The sequence below is a fragment of the Nonomuraea wenchangensis genome, assembly GCF_900111685.1.
Classification (GTDB): Bacteria; Actinomycetota; Actinomycetes; order Streptosporangiales; family Streptosporangiaceae; genus Nonomuraea; species Nonomuraea wenchangensis.
In genome coordinates, this window is the sequence record NZ_FOHX01000006.1 from 205,788 (window position 1) to 225,534 (window position 19,747).

Annotated in this window: 16 protein-coding genes; 8 read left to right on the plus strand and 8 right to left on the minus strand. The window is 72.0% G+C overall.

All coding sequences use genetic code 11. The features are described from left to right. Window positions 1-68 precede the first annotated feature (68 nt). A complete protein-coding gene (locus BMW85_RS20055) occupies window positions 69-887 on the plus strand; it encodes an NAD(P)-dependent oxidoreductase (protein ID WP_177240772.1) in 819 nt (272 codons plus the stop codon). Window positions 888-897: 10 nt separating this feature from the next. Here the strand turns inward: BMW85_RS20055 and BMW85_RS20060 are convergent, their stop codons facing one another. Beyond that, the gene (locus tag BMW85_RS20060; protein WP_091083390.1) at window positions 898-1,521 is read right to left on the minus strand and encodes a GntR family transcriptional regulator; all 624 of its coding nucleotides are present in this window, start codon (window positions 1,519-1,521) and stop codon (window positions 898-900) included. Window positions 1,522-1,727: 206 nt separating this feature from the next. Between BMW85_RS20060 and BMW85_RS20065 the strand changes: the two genes are divergently transcribed. The 5 genes from BMW85_RS20065 to BMW85_RS20085 all read left to right on the plus strand — a co-directional run bounded on the left by BMW85_RS20065 (window position 1,728) and on the right by BMW85_RS20085 (window position 9,033). Continuing rightward, the gene (locus BMW85_RS20065; RefSeq protein ID WP_091083393.1) at window positions 1,728-2,213 is read left to right on the plus strand and encodes a hypothetical protein; all 486 of its coding nucleotides are present in this window, start codon (window positions 1,728-1,730) and stop codon (window positions 2,211-2,213) included. 34 nt (window positions 2,214-2,247) lie between these two features. Beyond that, on the plus strand, window positions 2,248-3,666 hold the full coding sequence (locus tag BMW85_RS20070; RefSeq protein ID WP_091083396.1) for a hypothetical protein: 1,419 nt from the start codon (window positions 2,248-2,250) through the stop codon (window positions 3,664-3,666). Between the two features lie 134 nt (window positions 3,667-3,800). Continuing rightward, window positions 3,801-5,042 (plus strand): VWA domain-containing protein, encoded by a 1,242-nt coding sequence (locus tag BMW85_RS20075; RefSeq protein WP_393181616.1) that lies wholly within the window; start codon window positions 3,801-3,803, stop codon window positions 5,040-5,042. A gap of 11 nt (window positions 5,043-5,053) precedes the next feature. Further along, window positions 5,054-6,169, plus strand: coding sequence for an ATP-binding protein (locus tag BMW85_RS20080; RefSeq protein WP_091083399.1), 1,116 nt, complete (start codon window positions 5,054-5,056; stop codon window positions 6,167-6,169). A gap of 11 nt (window positions 6,170-6,180) precedes the next feature. Continuing rightward, a complete protein-coding gene (locus BMW85_RS20085) occupies window positions 6,181-9,033 on the plus strand; it encodes a DUF5682 family protein (protein ID WP_425434346.1) in 2,853 nt (950 codons plus the stop codon). A gap of 50 nt (window positions 9,034-9,083) precedes the next feature. On the opposite strand, the gene BMW85_RS20090 is transcribed toward BMW85_RS20085, so the two are convergent. Next, on the minus strand, window positions 9,084-9,491 hold the full coding sequence (locus tag BMW85_RS20090; protein ID WP_091083403.1) for a RidA family protein: 408 nt from the start codon (window positions 9,489-9,491) through the stop codon (window positions 9,084-9,086). Window positions 9,492-9,648: 157 nt separating this feature from the next. Here BMW85_RS20090 and BMW85_RS51970 point away from each other — a divergent pair, with 157 nt between their 5' ends. Next, on the plus strand, window positions 9,649-11,586 hold the full coding sequence (locus tag BMW85_RS51970) for a glycosyl hydrolase family 18 protein (RefSeq protein WP_177240773.1): 1,938 nt from the start codon (window positions 9,649-9,651) through the stop codon (window positions 11,584-11,586). Window positions 11,587-11,639: 53 nt separating this feature from the next. Here BMW85_RS51970 and BMW85_RS20100 read toward each other — a convergent pair whose 3' ends face one another. Then, the gene (locus BMW85_RS20100) at window positions 11,640-12,485 is read right to left on the minus strand and encodes an aldo/keto reductase (protein ID WP_177240774.1); all 846 of its coding nucleotides are present in this window, start codon (window positions 12,483-12,485) and stop codon (window positions 11,640-11,642) included. A 97-nt stretch (window positions 12,486-12,582) separates the two neighbouring features. On the opposite strand from BMW85_RS20100, the gene BMW85_RS20105 reads away from it, so the two are divergent. Continuing rightward, window positions 12,583-14,118, plus strand: a complete 1,536-nt coding sequence (locus BMW85_RS20105) for a M28 family metallopeptidase (protein WP_091083411.1) — start codon at window positions 12,583-12,585, stop codon at window positions 14,116-14,118. A 42-nt stretch (window positions 14,119-14,160) separates the two neighbouring features. Here BMW85_RS20105 and BMW85_RS20110 read toward each other — a convergent pair whose 3' ends face one another. The 5 genes from BMW85_RS20110 to BMW85_RS20130 are packed head-to-tail and all read right to left on the minus strand — an operon-like array spanning window position 14,161 to window position 19,501. Next, window positions 14,161-15,519, minus strand: coding sequence for a sulfatase family protein (locus BMW85_RS20110; protein ID WP_091083413.1), 1,359 nt, complete (start codon window positions 15,517-15,519; stop codon window positions 14,161-14,163). 12 nt (window positions 15,520-15,531) lie between these two features. After that, entirely contained in the window at window positions 15,532-16,338 is an 807-nt protein-coding gene (locus tag BMW85_RS20115; RefSeq protein WP_091083415.1) for a carbohydrate ABC transporter permease, read from the minus strand. After that, on the minus strand, window positions 16,338-17,219 hold the full coding sequence (locus tag BMW85_RS20120) for a carbohydrate ABC transporter permease (RefSeq protein WP_091083418.1): 882 nt from the start codon (window positions 17,217-17,219) through the stop codon (window positions 16,338-16,340). The genes BMW85_RS20115 and BMW85_RS20120 overlap by 1 nt, the downstream gene beginning before the upstream one ends. Beyond that, window positions 17,216-18,484: an ABC transporter substrate-binding protein gene (locus tag BMW85_RS20125; protein ID WP_091083420.1), complete on the minus strand. Its 1,269-nt coding sequence runs from the start codon at window positions 18,482-18,484 to the stop codon at window positions 17,216-17,218. The genes BMW85_RS20120 and BMW85_RS20125 overlap by 4 nt, the downstream gene beginning before the upstream one ends. Window positions 18,485-18,499: 15 nt before the next feature. Then, window positions 18,500-19,501, minus strand: a complete 1,002-nt coding sequence (locus BMW85_RS20130; RefSeq protein WP_091083423.1) for a LacI family DNA-binding transcriptional regulator — start codon at window positions 19,499-19,501, stop codon at window positions 18,500-18,502. Between the last annotated feature and the right edge of the window lie 246 nt (window positions 19,502-19,747).

Genomic DNA, 19,747 nt, shown 5'->3' on the forward strand with positions numbered 1-19,747 from the left:
ATCGGTTCGATAGGCTTCGGAAGCGGAGAGAATCGACAATATTGTCAACGATGAAAGATTGGGAGCCCATGGAGGGACCTCAGGTGGCGCTGCTCGGCCTCGGCGAGGCCGGTCACGTACTCGCCGACGGCCTCGGCCCGAAGGTACGGCTGCGCGCGTACGACCCGGCCTACCCGCCGGGCGACCCAGCGAAAGGCCCGGGACTCCTCGACGGGCTCGTGGGCAGCAATGCGGAGGCCGTGCGCGGCGCCGATGTCGTGATCGCGGTGACCACCGGCGCCGACAGCCTGGCCGCCTGCGCGGAGTCCGTCCCGCACCTGAGGCCGGGCGCGCTCTACGCCGACCTGTCGACCGCCGCGCCGGGCGACAAACGCGAGATCGCCGCCCTGGTGGAGGCCGCCGGAGCGGTCGCCGTGGACGGGGCCATCATGGCGCCCGTACCGCTGCGCGGCCTGGCCACGCCGATCCTGGCCAGCGGGGCGGGCGCGGAGCGCTTCGCCGCCTTCGCCGGCGCCCACGGCATGGACGTGACCCCGATCGGCGGCGAGGCCGGCGACGCCGCGGCCCGCAAGCTGCTGCGGAGCGTGCTGGTGAAGGGCCTCAGCGCGCTCGCCATCGAGGCGCAGGGCGCCGCCGAGGCCGCCGGGCTGGCCGAGTGGTTCTGGGAGCACCTGGTGGAGACGGTGACCGGCGCCGACGAGCGCTTCGTACGGCGTCTGCTGGAGGGCGCCGGGCAGCACGGCGTGCGGCGGGTGCACGAGATGGACGCGGCCACGCGCATGCTGGAGGAGCTGGACGTCCCGCCCACGATGACCGCCGCCACGGCCGCCACCCTGCGGCGGGTCACCGAGACCGGCCTCCCGCCCTTCCCCGGCGGCGACCGGTAGCCGGGGACGATCAGTCCGCGCTCGATTCCAGGGCCTTGACCACGCTGCGCAGGTGCTGCTGCATGCTCGTCTGCGCGGCCTCGGGGTCGCGGGCGACGATGGCCGCCACGACCAGCTCGTGCTGCGGCAGCGACACCGCCGCCCGCCCCGGCTGCCGGGCCAGGCGGAACTTGTGCCGCACCACCTGCGCCCCCAGCCGTTCGATGATCGCCGCCGCCGTGCGGTGCCCGGCGATCTCGCGGATCTTGGCATGCAGGGCGACGTTGAGCTCGGAGTAACGGTCGAGATCGTTGACCTCCACCGCGGCCCGCATGTCGGTGACGATCGCCCGCAGCTCGGCGGCCTGCTCCGGCGTCACCCGCTCGGCCGCCTTGTAGGCGGCCAGCCCCTCCAGCACCATGCGGACCTCGGTGATCTCGACGGCCTCGGCCTTGGAGATCACCCGGACCCTGGCGCCCTTGTTGCGCATGATCTCGACCAGGCCCTCGGACGCCAGCTCCTTGAACGTCTCCCGCACGGCCGCCCGGCTCGCCCCGAACTGCTCGCACACGTCGGCCTCGATGAGGCGCTGGTTGGGCACGAAGTCCCCGCCAAGTATGACCGCCCGTACGCGGTCGGTCAGCGTCTCGCCCAACGGAAATCCTCCCGCCGTCTGCGTGCACCTAGACAGACAATATTATCGACAATCCGTCCGCCCGCAGGCGTCGTCGCTTTCGATCATTTCATCTCCGGACTGTCGGTCGCCTCCGATAGGTTCCCGGATCAGTTGATCAAGCCGTTCGCGCAGGAGCGGGCACTCCCGCCTGCCCCGCGACCGGCGAGGCAGGAGGTTACGACGCCGTGGACGCGGACAGAACCGCGTGGGAGCAGCGCAGCGTGGTGCGGGTGATCGCGCCCGTCGAGCCGCGCAAGCTGGCCAAGGTGCCCTTCGTCGAGCTGGCCGACGGCCGGCTCCAGGGAGTCGTGTCGAGCGGATCCGACATCGAGCGGGTCTACGTCTCCTCCATCACCGCCGGCAGCCTGGCGATGAGCTGCAGCACCAACAACAACCGGCCCTGCGGGGCCCTGCACGGCTACGCCTGCAAGCACGTACGCCTGCTCGCCGACGAGGCGATCCTGCAGTACGGCCTCGACCGCGTGGCCCGCTACCTGCGGGTGGAGGCGGACCCCGGCACCGGGCTGAACCTCAACGGGCCGGTCGAGCGCACGCCGGCGGCCGTCGTGTTCAGCCGGTTCCTGCGCCACCTGGCCTACCTGGAGGTCCCCGACAGCACGGAGCCGCTGGCCGAGCTGCACTGGTTCCCGGCGATGGGGGCGGTCCGCTGATGAACGACCTGGTGAAGAACGAGGTGAGCGACTGATGCTCGACCTGCAGCTCGGGGAGCTGACCGCGGCCGGGCCCGAGGGCGTGGACGACGCGCTCGGCCTGGTTGACGGGTTCGACGGCGCCCTCGCCCACGGCTTCGCCCGGATCGGCGAGGAGCCGGCGGCGGCCCTGGCCGCGCTCGCGGGCGCGATGGCCGGCGGGCCGCTCGGCGAGCGGGCCGCCGAGGCCGTGGACAAGGTGATCGCGGGCTCCATCGGCGACGAGCACCTGGCGGTGCTGGCCGGCGCGCGCGCCGCACTGACCGGCGCGGTGCACGACGCCCTGCTGACCCGGCTCGACACCGCACTCCACCGCGAACGCGCCCCTTGGGAGCCCGCCCCGGCGACCGGTGCAGTGCCTTCCGGCTCCGCCCCGGCGACCGGCGCGGAGCTGCCCGGCAATCTGCTGGCCGGGTGCCGGGCGTGGCTGCGCGAGCTGGCCATCGCCGGCTGGCGCGGCGTCGACCATGACGTGGTCGCCCCGTCCGACCAGGCGATCGAGGCGCTGCTGGCCGTGCCCGCGCTGCGCGGCCTCGCGGTGCTGCTCGACGGCCTGGCGGCGGAGCTGCGTGCCTCCTGCCCGGTGAGCACCATGGACCGCCTGCCCGCCCGCCGCTGGGGCGACCTGTGGACGCGCGGCGTGCTGCTCTCCCGGTCCGGCCCCTGGCACGGCGGCGCGGAGCCCGTGTCGGGCCGGCTGCTGATCCTCGGCGCCGACGTGCACGAGCACGCCACCGTGGTGCGCGTCCAGGTGCACGGCATCCTGGAGCCCGCCGGCGGCGGCCCGGCGCGGCTGGTGCGCACCGGCGTCGCCGCCGCCAAGGTCGACACGATCGTCGGCCCGGCGGTGTGGCGGCTCGTGTCCGGCCATCCGGTGCTGCTCGGCGCGCTCGCCGGGCATCGCGCGCTCGACCTCACGGACATGCCGCTGCTGCCCGGCGGCGACCTGCTGTGGCACGAGGACCGCGCCGCCGCGGGCGAGGAGGCCGACCCGTTCACCACCGCCCGCGTGCTGCTCGGCGCGGCGCAGGCGGCGCCGGTCCCGCCGCTCGACCGCCACTCGGTGCGCATCGCCGAGCCGGTGCTGGTCGAAGGCTACAAGATCGACGGCGGGACGCTGGAGCTCGGCGGCAGCAGGATCGCGCTCGACCTCGACCGGCTGCCGACCGGCACTCCGCTGACGCCCGAGCTGGTGGCGGCCTCCTCCGTCTGCCTCGGCCTGGTGCGCTGGGACGGGCGGTGGCTGCTGCAGCCGCTCGCCGTCCAGGCCACGGTGAAGAAGAAGCCGGTCACCGCGCACACCGGCGACTGGGCGCTCGGCCCCACCGATCCCAAGGTGGTCAAGGCCGAGGCCAAGGCCGGCGACGCGGTCGCGGTGCTGCGTGAGCGGGCGGGACGGTTGCTGCGGAAATGACCACGCACAACGAGACCGGCGACCCGACCGGCAACGAGACCGGCGACGAGGTCGGCATCACGGCCGGCGACCCGACCGGCGACGCGGGGGTCCGTCCCGACGAGACCCGCCGCCAGGTGCTCTACTGGCGGCTCATGTCGCGGCTGTTCGGCGCCGACGAGCAGCCCGCGCTGGAGAGGTCCAGCCTGGCCGTCGTCGAGGACCTCGGCCTGCCGCCCGCGCTGCTCGACCCGGGCGTCTCGGTCGACACCCTCGTCCAGCGCCATCCCGCGCTCGCCGACGAGCTCGACGACCTGCTGGCCGAGAAGGAGCACGAGGCGGGCGGCGAGGTCCGCCGCGCCGCCCTGGTCTCCAAGCTGCTGCTCAACGTCTTCTGCACCGGCTCGGGCAACGTCACGGCCGCGCAGCTCGAACGCTGGAAGCGGGACGCCGGCTGGCTCGGCAAGGGCCGGGGCACCGAGTCGGGCGGGCGGGGCCACAGCCCAGGCGACGACGAGGTGGCCGCCGTGCTCGCCATGATCGAGGGCGACCTGGTCAAGCGCATGCGCCTGCGCGAGGTGCTGGCCGACCCCAACCTGGCGCGGCAGCTCACGCCGAGCATGTCGCTCATCGAGCAGCTCCTGCGCGACAAGCACAACCTGTCGGGCGTGGCGCTGGCCAACGCCAAGGCGCTGATCCGCAGGTTCGTGGACGAGGTCGCCCAGGTGCTGCGCACCCAGGTCGAGAAGACCAGCGTGGGCGTCATCGACCGGTCGGTGCCGCCGAAGCGGGTCTTCCGCAACCTCGACCTCGACCGGACCATCTGGAAGAACCTCACCAACTGGAGCCCCGAGGACCAGCGGCTCTACGTCGACCGGCTCTACTACAAGCACACCGCGCGCCGCACCACCCCGGCCCGGCTGATCGTGGTCGTCGACCAGTCGGGCTCGATGGTGGACGCGATGGTCAACTGCACGATCCTCGCCTCCATCTTCGCCGGGCTGCCCAAGGTGGACGTGCACCTCGTCGCGTACGACACGCGGGCGCTCGACCTGACCCCGTGGGTGGCGGACCCGTTCGAGGTGCTGCTGCGCACGACGCTCGGCGGCGGCACCGACGGCACGGTCGCGATGGCGCTGGCCCGCCCCAAGATCGCCGATCCGCGCAACACGGTCATGGTGTGGATCAGCGACTTCTACGACAACCGCTCGCTGATCACCGACTTCGAGGCCATCCACCGCTCCGGGGTGAAGTTCATCCCCGTGGGCTCGGTCAACAGCTCCGGCCACCAGAGCGTCGACCCGTGGTTCCGCCAGAAGCTCAAGGACATGGGCACCCCCGTGCTCTCCGGCCACATCCGCAAGCTCGTCTTCGAGCTCAAGAACTTCCTCACCTAGGAGACCCCCTGATGAGTGACGACATGCTGCGCGCCCCCGCAGAGGTCAAGTACGCCGACGAGCTCGACTACCTGGAGTCCGTCGACGACAACCCCAAGCCGTTCTCGTGGCGGCTCAGCCCGAAGATGATCCGGCTGTTCGTGCTCGGCTCCGAGCGCGCCGACGGGCTCGACCGCGAGATCCCGCAGAAGTGGTTCGGCGACCGCAGCTTCGTGGAGCGCAGCATCGTGACGCTCGCCTCCGACCGGGGCCTGCTGCTGATCGGCGACCCGGGCACCGGCAAGAGCTGGCTGGCCGAGCTGCTGGCCGCGGCGATCTGCCGTAACTCCACGCTCGTGGTCCAGGGCACCGCCGGCACGACCGAGGACCACATCAAGTACTCGTGGAACGTGTCCATGGTCATCGCCAAGGGCCAGTCGCGCCAGTCGATGATCCCCTCGCCGATCATGACGGCGATGGAGCGCGGCGTCATCGGCCGCTTCGAGGAGCTGACCCGTTCGACCAGCGACGTCCAGGACGCGCTGATCTCGATCCTGTCGGAGAAGTACGTCTCCATCCCCGAGCTGGAGGACGACAACATCGTCTTCGCCCAGCCGGGCTTCTCCATCATCGCCACGGCCAACAGCCGCGACCGGGGCGTCAACGACCTGTCGTCCGCGCTGAAGCGCCGCTTCAACTTCGTGCGCATCCCGGTCGTGACCAACAAGAACAGCGAGGCGGAGATCGTCCGCTTCCGTACCGAAGAGCTGCTGCGGCGGCACCGGATCGAGCTCGACCTGCCGCCGACGCTGCTCGACATCCTGCTGCAGAGCTTCGCCGACCTGCGCTCGGCGTCCGCCTCGGCCACCAGTGACGACGAGCGGCTGGAGTCGGCGCTGTCCACGGCCGAGCAGATCGGCGTGCTGGAGGACGCCATCCTGCACAGCCACTTCTTCGGCGACCGGGTGCTGCGCGCCCAGACGCTCGCCGGGTCGCTGGTCGGCTCGCTGGCCCGGCGCAGCCCCGAGGACCTCGCGATACTCAACAAGTACTGGCACGGCGTGGTGGAGCCCCGCGGCAAGAAGGACGGCGGGCCGTGGCAGGAGTTCCTCGAGGGCGGTCGCGACGCCATCGCGACCCTGTCTTGAGCGGGCCTGTCGTGAGCGGGCCTGTCGTGAGCGGGCCCGACAGGAGCGGGCCCGCGACGGGCGACGGGGCCGCGACGGGCGACGGGGCCGTGGGCGCGTTCGGCCCGCTCAGGGAGCAGCTCGCGCAGGCCGCGCGCGAGTTCGGCGGCGACGCCGTCTCGGCGGTCCTCACCGGCATGGTGGACGACGTGGACCGGGCGCTGCGCGAGGAGCTGGAGATCTTCCCGGTCTGCCACCACTCGCCGGCCTCGGCCCTCGCGATGGTGCGCAGGCTGCGCGACAAGCAGCCGAAGGTCATCTACCTGGAGCTGTGCGAGGACCTCCAGCCGCTGCTCACCGAGCTGCGCAACTGCCGGCTGCCGGTGGCGGTGCAGGCGTTCGCCACGCACCTCGACGGGTTCCCCAAGGAGTGGGCGCCGCTCAGCGTGGTGGCGCCGATCACCGAGGCGTCGGCCGAATACCAGGCGATCGCGTACGCGCTGGAGACGCCCGGCGTGGAGCTGGTGCTGGTCGACCGCTCCACCGACCACGTCTTCCAGTGGGCCGAGAAGGAGGACACGCCCGAGGGCGAGCACGCCCGCCCCCAGGGCGAGGAGGCCGGGCTGCACGGCGACGCGCTCGGCGTCGAGATCGGCGACCTGCGTCCCCGCTTCGCCGAGCTGGAGGAGCACCTGCTGCACCACGGCAAGGTGCGCCACTGGTCGGAGTGGTGGGACCAGTACGTCGAGCAGCCCCTGTCCGGGGCGGACCACGACACCTACCGCCAGGTGATGACGCTGATCGGCAGCCTGTTCCGCCGGCTGAGCCGCGACCCGGCCCGGCTGGCGGCCGACGAGGACCGCGAGCGCTACATGTGGACGAGGATGCGCGAGCACCTCGCCGCCACCGGGGCCGACCCCGCCGACTGCCTGTACGTGTGCGGCGCCTTCCACGCCGCCAGCGATGTCGAGCAGTTCGGCGTGCGCTCCACCGCCCCCTTCGCGATCAGCCCGCGCACCGGCACGACCTGGCTGTACGGGCTCATCCCCTCCAGCCACTCGGCCATCGAGGCGCAGTTCGGGCTGGCCTCGGGGTCGGTGTCGATCGCGGCGGCGACGTGGGCGAAGGCGGTCAAGCGCGACAGGCTGACGCCCTATCGGCTCGCGGGGCAGAAGAGCACCGGCAAGGCGGCGGCCCGCAAACCCGCGCCGGCCCCTGCCACCGGCGATCCGGCCCCCGCCGCCGACCGGCTCAGCGGGTTCCTGTCCCGGCCGCCCACGCTGGACGCGCTGGACGAGGCCGAGCTGCTCGGCTGGTGCGTGGACATCGTCCGGCTGGCCCGCCGCAACGGCTACCTCGCCAGCACGGCGGACGCGATCGCGGTGTTCGAGACCTCGATCCTGCTGGCCGGGATGCGCGGCCGGGCCCGGCCCACCCCGTACGACTTCCAGGACGCGGCCGTCACCTGCATCGAGAAGGACGTCGTGCCGGGCCGCAGGGACGTCGCCCGGCTGTGCGAGATCCTGCTCGGCAGCGACCGGGTCGGCGTGGTCGGCTACGACGCCCTGCCCCCGCTGGCCAGGAACGTCCTCGACCGCCTCGCCCCGCTCGGGCTGGACCTGGAGAAGCGTACGATCCAGCGGGCCCTGCTCGACCTGCACGCGGACCCCGAGCTGAGGCCCTGCTCCGACCTGCTGTGGATGCTGCGTTACCTGCTGCCGCCCGAGGCCGTACGCCCCATCATGGGCGAGCGGCGGCTCGGTGAGCGCTCGATCCAGGAGAGCTGGGACCTCGCGCTCGGCAAGCACCAGCGCTCGCTCATCGAGCTCGGCTACGACGGCGTGACCGTCGAGCAGGTGCTGGAGCAGCGGCTGCGGCGGCGGGTCTGGGCTCCGGAGGCGACGGCGGCGGTCGCGCTCGCGGCGGTCGAGGACGCGGTGCTCTACCTCGGCAGCCGGCGCTTCGCCGACGAGCTGGGGGCGCGGGCGGTGGAGCTGCTGTCCGCCGAGCGGAGCGCGGACGACGCGCCCGAGGTGCTGCGCCGCATCCGGCGGCTGCTGGCCTACTACCGGGCGAACGAGCCCGAGCTGCCCGCGTGGTGCGAGGAGTTCGCCACCGCCGGCTACGCCCACTACTGCACGCTGCTGCCGACGGCGTTCGTCGACGACGACACCGGCGTGCGGCAGGTGGGGGCGATGCTCGGGTTCCTGTTCTCGATGGAGAGCCTGGCGCTGGCGCTGGGCTGCGACCGGGCGCAGCTCGAACTGGCGGTGCGGCAGTCGCATCCCGAGGCGCCGGCGAAGGTGGCGCTGCTGTGGGCGGCGCGCACCCAGCTCGGGCTGCTGAGCGTGGCCGAGCTGCGGGAGCGGTGCGAGGAGCTGCTGGGCAATCCGCTGGTGGTGCCGTCGTTCCCGCAGTACATCATGGGGTTCGTGCAGGCCATGGAGCCGGTGCCGGCGCTGTCGGGGTTCGTGGTGGAGGTGATCTCGAAGGCGTTCGGCCGGCTGCCCGACTCGGTGCTGCTGCCGTGGCTGCCGAAGCTGATCACGACGCTGCGGAACGAGGCCGCCGAGCTGATGCCCGCCCTGGTGCGCGAGGCGGGCCGGACGTTCCCCGGCTCGCTGGCCGAGGTGGACTCCTGGACCCCGCCCTGGTCGCCGCGTCCGGCCCCTGCCGCAGTGGCCGCGTCCCGTCCGGCCGTCGCGCCCGCGGGACCGGCCGCCGAGCTGCTGTCCGCCCACCGCACGACCTGCGACGCGGTGGCCGTGCTGCTCGGCTGCGAGCCCACCTGGCACGTCGCGGATGCCTCGCCCGCGTCCCCCGCGGCCCTCCTCCTGACCGCTCACCCGGAGCCGGCCCAGGCCCTGGCCGCTCTCCTCACCTGAGCGCCCGCCCCTGACCTGCCCGACGCCTGCCGGGCGGGTCAGGGGCGCCGCTACGGGAGGGGGAGGACGGCGACGGCCTCGACCTCGACGAGCTGGCCGGTGTAGCCGAGCACGGTCACGCCGAGCAGCGTGCTGGGCACGTCGTGCCCGTCCATGTGCTCGCGGTAGACCTTCCAGGCGGTCGCCAGGTCGGCGCGGTCGGACGAGGCGACGTACACGGTGGTCTTGGTGAGGTCGGTGAGTGCGGCGCCGGCGGCGGCGAGCGCGTCGGCGAGGTTGCGCATCACCTGGTGGGTCTGCCCTGCGACGTCACCTGGGCAGACGGTCACGCCGTCGGCGTCGAGCGGGCAGGCCCCGGCCGCCCAGACGGCGCGCACCGGGACGTCGGTGACGGCCGCGTACGCGTACTCGGTGGGAGCGAGACCGACATCTCGGATCAATCGGACACCTTGCGTCATGGGGTCAGACCCTACTGGCCCGGCCGGGATTTTCGCGCGCGAATTATTGACGCCTCCGCAGCTTGAGGTTACGGTCGTCTCACAACTAAAAGGAAACTTTCCTAATAGTTTCCTGGCATCCCACCCCCCACACGCCCCCAACGGATGTCGGAGCGACATGAGAAACAAGATCCTCGCCTGCCTGGCGGCGCTCGCGCTGCCCCTCACCACCGTCGCCGTGGCGCCGCCCGCCGCCTACGGCATGGTCATGGCCGCCGCCTGGGCCCCGTGGACCGCCTACGCCACCGGCGCGATCGTCACCTACAACGGCGTCGACTACGTCTGCCTCCAGGGCCACACCTCCCAGCCCGGCTGGGAGCCGCCGAACGTCCCCGCCCTCTGGAAGGTCTCCTCCGGCGGCGGCACCGACACCACCGCGCCGTCGGTGCCCGGCAACCTCCGATCCACGGGCGTCACCAGCAACAGCGTCTCGCTCGCCTGGAACGCCTCCACCGACAACGTCGCCGTCACCGGCTACGAGGTCTACCGAGGCAGCACCCTCGTCACCACCGTCACCGGCACCACCTACACCGACACCGGCCTGACCGCGAGCACGGCCTACACCTACACCGTCCGGGCCCGTGACGCCGCCGGCAACCGCAGCGCCGCCAGCGCCGCCGTCACCGCCACCACCTCGAACGGCGGCGGCACCGACACCACCCCGCCGTCCGTGCCCGGCAACCTGCGCTCCACCGGCGTCACCTCCAGCAGCGTCTCGCTCGCCTGGAACGCCTCCACCGACAACGTCGCCGTCACCGGCTACGAGGTCTACCGGGGCAGCACCCTCGTCACCACCGTGACCGGCACCACCCACACCGACACCGGCCTCGCCGCCAACACGGCCTACACCTACACCGTCCGCGCCCGCGACGCCGCCGGCAACCGCAGCGCCGCCAGCGCCGCCGTCACCGCCACCACCTCGAACGGCGGCGGAGGCGGCGGGAACAAGGTGCTCGGCTACTTCGTCCAGTGGGGCGTCTACCAGCGCGGCTACCACGTCAAGAACATCGACACCAGCGGCTCGGCGGCCAAGCTGACGCACATCAACTACGCCTTCGGCAACGTGACGAACGGCCAGTGCGCGATCGGCGACAGCTACGCCGACTACGACCGCTTCTACCAGGCGGGCGAGAGCGTGGACGGCGTCGCCGACACCTGGGACGCCGGCGCGCTGCGCGGGAGCTTCAACCAGCTCCGCAAGCTGAAGAAGAAGTACCCGAACCTGAAGGTGCTGTTCTCCTTCGGCGGCTGGACCTGGTCCGGCGGCTTCGCCCAGGCCGCGCAGAACCCGGCCGCGTTCGCCGAGTCCTGCTACCGGCTGGTCGAGGACCCGCGCTGGGCGGACGTCTTCGACGGCATCGACATCGACTGGGAGTACCCGAACGCCTGCGGCCTGACCTGTGACAGCAGCGGCCCGGCGGCGTTCAGGAACCTCATGTCGGCGCTGCGCTCGCGCTTCGGCTCCGGCAACCTGGTCACCGCGGCCATCACCGCCGACGGCACGAACGGCGGCAAGATCGACGCGGCCGACTACGGCGGCGCCGCCCAGTACGTCGACTGGTACAACGTCATGACCTACGACTACTTCGGCGCCTTCGCCGCGCAGGGCCCGACGGCCCCGCACTCCCCGCTCACGTCCTACTCCGGCATCCCGACCGCCGGCTTCTACTCCGACGCCGCGATCCAGAAGCTCAAGGGCAAGGGCGTGCCGGCGAGCAAGCTGCTGCTCGGCATCGGCTTCTACGGCCGCGGCTGGGCCGGCGTCACGCAGGCCGCGCCGGGCGGCACCGCCACGGGTCCGGCGCCGGGCACGTACGAGCAGGGCATCGAGGACTACAAGGTGCTCAAGACCCGCTGCCCGTCCACCGGCACGGTCGCCGGCACCGCCTACGCCTACTGCGGCAACCAATGGTGGAGCTACGACACGCCGGCCACGATCGGCGGCAAGATGAGCTACTCGAAGAACCAGGGCCTCGGCGGCGCGTTCTTCTGGGAGCTCAGCGGTGACACCACCAACGCCGAACTCCTCACGGCCATGAGGAACGGCCTGGGCTGACCCGGCCGAGCGAGAGGGACCGGCCCGCCGCCCGGCGGGCCGGTCTCCGCGCGTCAGGCCGCAGACAGCTCGGCCACCTGCTCGGGGGTGAGCGACACGGTCGCGGCGCCCATGTTCTCCTCCAGGTGGGCGAGGGACGAGGTGCCGGGGATCGCCACGAGGGCCGGCGAGCGGGCCAGCAGCCAGGCCAGGCTGACCTGGGCGGGCGTGGCCCCGAGGTCGCGGGCCACGTGGTCCACGGGGCCGCCCGGCGCGGCCAGCCGGCCCTTGGCGATGGGGGTGTAGGCGATGAAGGCGAGGCCCTGCGCCTCGCAGTGGTCGAGCACGTCCTCGGAGGCCCGCAGGGTGAGGTTGTAGCGGTTCTGGACGCTCGCGATCTCCACGACCCGCCGGGCCCGCTCCAGCTGCTCCACGGTGACCTCCGACAGCCCGATCGCGGCGATCTTGCCCTCGTCGCGGAGCGCCTTGAGCTCGCCGACCTGGTCCTCCAGGGGCACCTCGGGGTCGACGCGGTGGAGCTGGAGCAGGTCGAGCCGGTCCACGCCGAGCCGGCGCAGGCTCATCTCGACCTCCTGCCGCAGGTAAGCGGGCCGTCCCACGGGATGCCACTCCCCCGGCCCGGTGCGCACGAACCCGGCCTTGGTGGCGATCGTGACGTGCTCCGGGTACGGGTGCAGCGCCTCGCGGATGATCTCCTCATTGACGTAGGGGCCGTAGGAGTCGGCGGTGTCGATGAAGTCGGCACCCAGCTCGACGGCCCGGCGCAGCACGCGCAGGCACGCCTCGCGGTCCTCGGGCGGCCCCCAGACGCCGGGGCCGGTGAGGCTCATCGCGCCGAATCCCAGGCGGTGCACGGTCCGGCCACCGATGGTCAACGTTCCGTGATGCAACAGAGACATCCCCAATCTTCTTATTTGCGGTGATTCTTACTAGTTTCAGGGCACGCGCGCATCTTCAACCCGGGTCTCCCCTTACGTACCGAGGAGCAACGGAAACATGCGTTCCCTAGTCGGCGCCATCACGGCGGCCGCGGTCGTCTTCCTCCCCATGGCCATGGCCGGCCCCGCCCAGGCCCACGGCCGCGACGACGCCGCCGTACGCAAGCTCGTCAAGGACGTCTCCGGCAAGAACGTCAAGAAGCATCTCAAGGCGTTACAGGCCATCGCCGACGCCAACTCCGGGACCCGCGTCTCCGGCAGCTCCGGCTTCGACGCCTCCCGCGACTACGTGGCGGGCAAGCTGCGCGCCGCCGGCTACGAGGTGACGATCCAGCCCTTCGAGTTCACCTTCGACGGCTACCGCACGCCGCCCGTGCTCAAGCGCACCAGCCCCGCGCCGGCGAAGACGTACACGTACGGCTTCTTCCAGGACTACGTGGCGATGGGCGACTCGCCGGCCGGCGCGGCCGGCGGCACCGTCCAGGCCGTCGACCTGGTGCTGCCGCCCGGCCCGGCCAACTCCTCGTCGTCCGGGTGCGAGGCGAGCGACTTCGCCGGCTTCGTCCCGGGCAACGTGGCGCTCATGCAGCGCGGCACCTGCAACTTCCGCGTCAAGGTGGACAACGCCATGGCGGCCGGGGCGTCCGCGGCCATCGTGTTCAACGAGGGCCAGGAAGGGCGCACCGAGGTGGACCTCAACCCGGTGCTCAGCGGGCCCGGCGTCACCATCCCGTCGTTCTTCACCAGCTTCTCCGTCGGCCAGGAGCTGGCCTCGACCGCGGGCGCCGCGGTCCAGCTCAACTGGGACCCGGTGGTGGAGCAGCGGACCACGTACAACGTGATCGCGCAGACCAAGAAGGGCGACAGGAACAACGTCGTCATGCTCGGCGCGCACCTGGACGGCGTCCAGGAGGGCCCCGGCATCAACGACAACGGCTCGGGCAGCGCCGGCATCCTGGAGGTCGCGCTGCAGTTCGCCAAGACCAAGCCGAAGAACCAGGTGCGCTTCGCCTTCTGGGGCGCCGAGGAGTTCGGCCTGCTCGGCTCGGAGCACTACGTGGCCACCCTGCCCGAGGCCGAGCGGGCCAAGATCGCGCTCTACCTCAACTTCGACATGATCGCCTCGCCGAACTACACGTTCGGCATCTACGACGGCGACGGCGACGCGTTCGGCACCTCCGGGCCGGCCGGGTCTGACGTGATCGAGGAGGACTTCGAGAAGTTCTTCGCCGGGCGCGGGCTGCCGTACACCGCGACCGCGTTCACCGGCCGCTCCGACTACGGCGCGTTCATCGCGGCCGGGATCCCCTCCGGCGGCCTGTTCACCGGCGCGGAGCAGCTGAAGACGGCCGAGGAAGCCGCGATCTTCGGCGGCACGGCGGGCGTCCCGCTCGACCCGTGCTACCACAGCGTCTGCGACACCATCGCCAACATCAACGACAAGGCCCTGGACGTCAACTCCGACGCCATCGCCACGCTGACCGCCCGCTACGCCTTCGACACCGGCTCGATCGGCGCCGCGACCGCCCAGGCCGCGACGGCGAAGCGGAGCGCCGCCCCGCACACCCACAAGCCCGCCGACGCGGCGAGCTAACCCCTGCGGATGGCGGGAACACCCGTTCCCGCCATCCCTTGATCATGGCCGCTGGTGGCCGATCCTGACCGGCTTCGGGCCGCGCAGCCGTACCTCAGGGTCGGTCATCGCCTGGTGCGGGGCCGGGCGGGCGGCGGCCGGCTCGATCTCGGGCGCGGCGCCCTCGGCCTCGGCGATCCGCCGCGCCAGCCGCTCCCGCAGCCCCGCCGCGACCCCGTCGTGCGAGGGGTGGCCCGCCAGGTTCACCAGCTCGTACGGATCGCTCTCCAGGTCGTAGAGCGCCTGCTCCCGGTAGCGGCCGGCGGCCGGGTCGTCCCAGGGGTCGGCGTCCTCGGCGACCGCGTAGTACTTCCACCGCGACGTACGGATGCCGCGCCCCACCTCAGACTCGCTGACCTGGAAGAACACCTCCTCCGGCCAGTCGGCGCGGGCGTCGCGGAGCAGCGGCAGGAACGAGCGGCCCTGCATCTCCTCCGGCACCGGCAGCCCGGCCGCCGCCAGCAGCGTCGGCGGCAGGTCGAGGGTGCTGACCGGGCGGGCGATCGCGCCGCCGCCGTCGAAGCCGGGGCCGCGCAGCGCCAGCGGCACCCGCAGCGAGGCGTCGTGGCAGGAGCGTTTGTACTCGGCGTTGCGGGTCTTGAAGTGGTTGCCGTGGTCGGAGGTGTAGGCCACGATCGTCTCCTCCAGCAGGCCGAGGCTGCGCAGGGCGTCCAGCAGCCGCCCCAGCCCCTCGTCCAGGCGCTTGACCTGGCCCAGGTAGCCGCCGAGGTGCCGGTGGGCGGTGCCGCCGAGCGCGGCGAGGTCCGGCGGCAGCCAGGCGCCCTGGTAGCGCTCCTCGTAGCCGTCGGGCGCCGGGTAGTTGTCCACCTCGTTCTGGTGGTGCGGCTCCAGCAGCGACAGGAACAGGAAGAACGGCTCGTCGTGGTGGTCGGCGACGAACCTGATCGCGGCGTCCACGAGCGCGTCGGAGCGGTAGCCGGGCAGCAGGACGGGATCGCCCGCCTCGTCGAAGACGATCGTGCGGTAGGCGTCGGAGGTGTGCTCGAGCGCGTTCGCGCCGAGCCAGGACCGGTAGCCGCCGCGCTGCTCCTCCGGCACCGGCTCCGCGCCCGCCAGGTGCCACTTGCCGAGGTAACCGGTGGCGTAGCCGGCCGCGCCGAAGTGATGCGCGAGCGTACGCTCCTCCGGCGGCAGCACGCGGCCGTTGCGGTGGACGCCGGTCGTGGTCGGGTAGCGGCCCGTCTGCAGCGCGGCGCGGGCGGGCGCGCACACCGGCTGCGGGGTGATCGCGACCGTGGCCTGGGTGCCGTGCCTGGCCATCCGGTCGAGGTTGGGGGTGAGCGGGCCAACGGTGTCCCACCGCTGCTGGTCGGTGAGGACGACGATCACGTTCGGACGCAAGACGGAAGCTCCCTATTTGAGACCGGTCAGGGCGATGCCCCTGACGAAGTGACGCTGGGTGAGGACGAACAGCACGGCGGTGGGCACGAAGAGGATCACCGAGCCCGCGGCCGTCAGGTGCCACAGCGTGAAGTACTCCTGGTTGAACAGGGTCAGCCCGACCGGGATGGTCCGCATCTCGGGCGTGGTGGTGGCGACCAGCGGCCACAGGAACTCGTTCCACTGGAAGACGAAGGTGAACAGCCCGAGCACGGCGAGCGCCGGCCGGGTCTGCGGCAGGATGACGCTGCGGTAGACGCGCAGCTCCGAGGCGCCGTCGATGCGGGCGGCGTGGATGAGGTCGTCGGGGATGGGCTGGATGAACTGCCGCATGAGGAAGATCCCGAACGCGTCCATCAGGAACGGCGTGATCAGCCCTTGGTAGGTGTTCAGCCAGCCGAGGTTGGCCATGAGCACGTACAACGGGATCATCCGCACGAAGAACGGCACCATGAGCGTGGCCAGCAGCGCCACGAACAGCGTGTTGCGCAGCGGGAAGCGGAACTTGGCGAAGACGTACCCGACGAGCGGGTCGAACAGCAGGTGCGCCAGCGTGATCGCGCCCGCCACGACCAGGCTGTTGACGATGAAGTCGCCGAACGGCGCCCGCGTGAACAGCTCGGCGTAGTTGCCCCACTGGGGCGAGTCCGGCACCAGCACGGCGTCGGCCGCCAGCGTCTCGGCCTCGGTCTGCAGCGACAGCGACACCATGTAGAGCAGCGGCAGCACGGTGACCAGGCCGGCCAGCGCGAGCAGGGCGTAGAGCAGGGTCCTGCGCATCAGTACGTGACCTCCCCGCGCCGCCCGGCCCGGAGCTGCACCAGCGTGAACGCGACGATCACGACGAGCAGCAGCACCGACTGCGCCGAGGAGTAGCCGAAGTCGCGGGTGCGGAAGGCGACGTTGAAGATGTGGAAGACCGACAGGTCGGTGGCGTCGCCCGGCCCGCCGTTGGTGATGATGTACGCCTGCCCGAACGCCTGCAGCCCCGAGATCACCGCCATCACCGAGACGAACAGCGTCGTCGGCGCCAGCAGCGGCAGCGTGATCCGCCAGAACCGCCGCCAGGCGTCCGCGCCGTCGATCCGCGCGGCCTCGTGGTAGGTCTCGGGGATGCCCTGGAGCCCGGCCAGGAACAGCACCATCGTGTAGCCGACGCTCTGCCACAGCGTGACGCAGGCGATGGTGAGCAGCGGCGCGGTGTTGAGCCACTGCTGGCCGGGCAGCCCGAGCCCGGCCAGCACCCGGTTGAGCACGCCCAGCTCGGGGTCGAGGATGTTGCGCCAGAGCAGCCCGACGATCGCCACCGACGTCAGGTACGGCACCAGCAGCAGCACCCGGAACACCACCCGCCCCCTGAGCGGCTGGTCCAGCGCCAGCGCGAGAGCCAGCCCGAGCACGATCGAGCCGATCACCACCATGACCGCGAACGCCACCGTGACCAGGAACGAGTGCCGCACCGCCGGATCGCCGAGCGCGTCGGCGTAGTTGCCGAGCCCGGCCCACTGGTCGGCCTGCGGTCCCGTGCGGAGGCTGGTCGCGACCACGTTGCCGATCGGCAGGTAGAAGAAGGCCGCGAAGAACAGGATCGCCGGCAGCAGGAAGAGGTAGGCGGTACGGGCGTAGCGGCCCGCCAGGGTGCGCGGGGTCCTGACGCTCACTTGAGGAAGCCCTCGGCGGTCCTGGTGAAGGCCGCGAGGGCCTCGGCGGCCGGCTGGTTCTGGATGAGCACCTGCTGGTACATCACCTTGAGCTGCTCGTCCCACTTGCCGAGCTGCCCGGTCAGGCGCACCTGCTGCGAGGGGTCCTGGGCGATGGCGAGCGCGTCGGCGAAGACCTTGGTGACCGGGTCCGACCGCACCTCGGACAGCTCCGCCCAGGACTTGCGCGGCATGAGCATGCCGGTCTCCGCGGTGGCGGCCCGCTCCACCTCGGCCGCGGTGACGCGCTTGACGAAGTCCCACGACAGCTCGGGCCGGGCGGCCTTGGCGGGCACGAACAGGCTGACCCCGGCCGCCTGCGTGGCCCGCGTCCGGTGCTTCAGCGGCGGCGCGACGCCCAGCTCCAGGTCGGGGCTGGTCTTCCTGATCGGGTCGAGGTCCCAGGGCCCGGTGAGGATCATGGCGGCGCGCCCTGCGGAGAACAGCTTCTGCGGGCCCGAGTAGTCGGTGCTCGACACCGGCACCGGCGCGACCTTGTGCTTGTGGACGAGGTCGGCCTGGAACTGCAGGGCCTCGACGGCCGCCTCCCTCGGGCCCATGATCTCGCCGGTCGCCGGGTCGTACGGGGTGACGCCGGCCTGGATGAGCCACGGCCACACGTAGGTGTGGTCCTGGTTGAGCGCGACGCCGTACACGCCGTCCTTGGTGAGCTTGCGCGCGGCGGCCAGGAACTCCTCCCAGGTCGACGGCGGCTCCAGCCCGGCCTCGCGCAGCATGGCCTTGTTGTAGAGGAGCGTGTTGCAGGTGAGGTGGAGCTGGACGCCGTACACCTTGCCCTGGTAGGAGTTGCGCTCGACGGTCACCGGCTGCCAGTCGGCGGGGAAGCCCATCGCCCCGCCGTCGCGGTCGACGAAGTCCTGCAGGGAGCGGGCGTTGCCGGAGATCGCGAACTCCTGCACCCATCCGCCGGGCTCCTCCACCAGGTCGGGCACGGTCCCCGAGGCGAAGTCGGCCAGCAGGCGGGTGCGCAGGTCGGGCCACTGGTACTTCTGCAGGTTGACCTTGACCTTGTTGGCCTGCTCGAACTCGGCGATGACCTTGCGGTAGGCCGCGTAGTCGTGGCCGGCGTTCCAGTAGACGGTGAACGTGCCGGGCGCGGCGGCGGACGGCGCAGGGGGCGCGCCCGCGCAGGCGGACAGCACCGGAGCCGCGGCGGCGGCCCCGGCGAGGCGGATCAGGTCACGGCGGCTGAGATTGGGGGACATCTCGCGTTTCCCTTCTTAGGAGGAGCCACGCCGCAGGAAGGTCCAGGAGCGGACGATCTCGCGGGCGGCCGGCGCCTCCTCGGCCTGGAGGCGGTCGAACAGCAGCCGCACCACGTCGGTGTAGTCGTGCCGGAGCGGCCCGACCGTGCTGAGCTGCGGATTGGTGATGAGACCCTCGTCGATGTTGCCGACGCCGACGATCGCGACGTCGTCGGGCACGCGCAGCCCGGCGTCCCTGGCCGCCCAGATCGCGCTGATCGCGGCCCGGTCGGAGGCCGCGAAGATCGCGTCGGGGCGGTCGGCGGAACGCAGCAGCTCCGTGGCCGTCTGGTAGGCCGACACACGGTCGTCGGCCCCGGAGGTGATGATCCGGTCCGGCACGCCATGCCGGTCGAGCGCCCTCGTGTAGCCGAGGACGCGGCCCGAGGGGCGCTCCCGGTAGAGGTCGTGGCGGTGGGCGAGGAACGCGATGCGCCGCCGCCCCCGCGCCAGCAGGTGCGTGACGGCCTCCTCGCACGCGTCGGTCTCCGGCGTCCGTACGACGTCGCAGCCCTCCAGCCCGTCCTCGTTGCTCAGCACCACCATCGGCAGTCCCGCGGCGGCGAGGCCGTTGATCAGCTCCGGGGCGAGGTGACCGCCGGTGACGTTGATCAGCGCGCCGTCGGCGACGCCGCCGCGCAGCACGTCTACGGCCGCCTTCGCGCGGGCCTCGGAGTAGACGGCCAGGTTGACGACGGAGTAGCCGCGCGCGTCGGCCATCTCGTGCAGGTCGGTGGCCAGCCGCTCGTCGGTGGGCACGCCGCCGAGCGAGCTGAGCACCAGGCAGACGCGCTGGGTGCGGCCTCTGCGCAGGCTGCGCGCGGCCTGGTCGGGGGTGTAGCCGAGCCGTCCGGCGGCGTCGAGCACCCGCCGGCGCGTCTCGGCGGCGACCGGGCGGTCCCGGCCGCTGAGGACGTAGCTGACGGTCGCGACGGAGACGCCGGCGAGCTCGGCGACCTGGCGTGCTGTGGGTCTCATGCTAGTCGTATAACCTAGCATTCCCTATAGGGATACACGGTAATTAGCTCCTCTGAGGTCGGCGAGCGAGGCGGGTGAGATGGACGTGGGGAGGTGTACCGCTGTCGAAGTGTTAATCGATTAACATCGGCCGTTCTCCCGACGCTACTCCTCGGCCGCGCCCCGGATCAACCACCCTGTCGCGCCGTCCGCGTGGCACACCGAATCTCCCGTTACTGTCCGTTACCGTGCCAAGTGAACGGGGGG

Excerpts from the sequence above, each read along its gene's own strand:
- BMW85_RS20080 (WP_091083399.1), top strand. The coding sequence starts at position 5,054 with ATGAGTGACGACATGCTGCGCGCCCCCGCAGAGGTCAAGTACGCCGAC.
- BMW85_RS20100 (WP_177240774.1), bottom strand. The coding sequence starts at position 12,485 with ATGTCTCTGTTGCATCACGGAACGTTGACCATCGGTGGCCGGACCGTG.
- BMW85_RS20125 (WP_091083420.1), bottom strand. The coding sequence starts at position 18,484 with ATGTCCCCCAATCTCAGCCGCCGTGACCTGATCCGCCTCGCCGGGGCC.
- BMW85_RS20070 (WP_091083396.1), top strand. The coding sequence starts at position 2,248 with ATGCTCGACCTGCAGCTCGGGGAGCTGACCGCGGCCGGGCCCGAGGGC.
- BMW85_RS20105 (WP_091083411.1), top strand. The coding sequence starts at position 12,583 with ATGCGTTCCCTAGTCGGCGCCATCACGGCGGCCGCGGTCGTCTTCCTC.
- BMW85_RS20090 (WP_091083403.1), bottom strand. The coding sequence starts at position 9,491 with ATGACGCAAGGTGTCCGATTGATCCGAGATGTCGGTCTCGCTCCCACC.
- BMW85_RS20115 (WP_091083415.1), bottom strand. The coding sequence starts at position 16,338 with ATGCGCAGGACCCTGCTCTACGCCCTGCTCGCGCTGGCCGGCCTGGTC.
- BMW85_RS20130 (WP_091083423.1), bottom strand. The coding sequence starts at position 19,501 with ATGAGACCCACAGCACGCCAGGTCGCCGAGCTCGCCGGCGTCTCCGTC.
- BMW85_RS51970 (WP_177240773.1), top strand. The coding sequence starts at position 9,649 with ATGAGAAACAAGATCCTCGCCTGCCTGGCGGCGCTCGCGCTGCCCCTC.
- BMW85_RS20055 (WP_177240772.1), top strand. The coding sequence starts at position 69 with ATGGAGGGACCTCAGGTGGCGCTGCTCGGCCTCGGCGAGGCCGGTCAC.
- BMW85_RS20075 (WP_393181616.1), top strand. The coding sequence starts at position 3,801 with ATGTCGCGGCTGTTCGGCGCCGACGAGCAGCCCGCGCTGGAGAGGTCC.